Genomic DNA, 1398 nt, shown 5'->3' on the forward strand with positions numbered 1-1398 from the left:
AATGCCGGTACTTATACCAATACCTGGACCGTAACTGACGATTGTGGAAATACCTCTGATGTCTTTACTCAGATCATCACTATTGAAGATACTACGGCTCCAACATGGACAACTGCTGCAACTGCCCTTAATGTAACTTTGGAATGTAGTGATACTCAAGGATTGGCCAATGCACAAGCTGCACTACCGATTGCAGCCGATTTATGTGATACTGATGTAAGCAATATCATCAAAGTAAGCGGTTCGTTTACAGCTTCTTCAGGCTGTGGAAATGCCGGTACTTATACCAATACCTGGACCGTAACTGACGATTGTGGAAATACCTCTGATGTCTTTACTCAGATCATCACTATTGAAGATACTACGGCCCCAACATGGACAACTGCTGCAACTGCCCTTAATGTAACTTTGGAATGTAGTGATACTCAAGGATTGGCCAATGCACAAGCTGCACTACCGATTGCAGCCGATTTATGTGATACTGATGTAAGCAATATCATCAAAGTAAGCGGTTCGTTTGTACCTTCACAATGTATAAACTCAGGCACGTATACCAATACATGGACCGTAACTGATAATTGCGGAAATGTATCTGACATCTTTACTCAGGTAATCACAATTCAGGATACTACGGCTCCAACATGGACAACTGCAACTGACGCACTTAACGTTACCTTACAATGTAGTGATGATCAAGGATTCAATGCTGCTCAAAATCAAGCACCTGTTGCTACAGACAATTGTGGAGGAACATTAACTTATACCAAAACAAGTGGCACATTACAAAAAGGAAATTGCGGAAGTACCGGAACATATACTAATACATGGGTAGCGAAAGATGTTTGTAATAACACCTCAAGTATTTTTACTCAAATAATTACAATTGAGGATAATGCCGCACCATCTTGGATTACAGTAGCAGGAACCTTAAATGTAACTTTACAATGCAGCGATAATATTGGCTTAACAGCTGCGCAAGAACAGGCACCAATTGCAAATGCAAAATGTACCATTGTTACTTATACAAAAACAAGCGGTCAGTTTGTAGCTTCTCAAGAATGTTCTAACGCCGGCACTTATACTAATACCTGGATTGCAAAAGATGATTGTGGAAATGCTACAGATATTTTCACACAAGTAATTACGATCGAAGATACAACAGCGCCAACATGGACAACAGAAATAGCTTCTTTAAATAAAACTGTTCAATGTAGCGATGCTGCAGGATTGGAAGCTGCTCAGGCCTTATTCCCTGCTGCAACTGATTTATGTGATACTGATATGGCTAACATCGAAAAAACATGCGGTCAGTTTGTAGCTTCTGAAGGATGCTCTAATGCAGGTACTTACACCAACACATGGATTGTAAAAGATGCGTGCGGAAATACTTCTGAAACT

The 1398-nt window shown here is 40.3% G+C and carries 1 protein-coding gene; it reads left to right on the top strand.

Annotated features, from left to right (window positions below):
• A partial coding sequence (locus BUA98_RS22130) for an Ig-like domain-containing protein (RefSeq protein WP_317614832.1) occupies positions 1-1398 on the top strand: 1398 nt, incomplete at both ends.

Origin of the sequence: Flavobacterium saccharophilum (assembly GCF_900142735.1) — a bacterium.
Lineage (GTDB): Bacteria > Bacteroidota > Bacteroidia > Flavobacteriales > Flavobacteriaceae > Flavobacterium > Flavobacterium saccharophilum.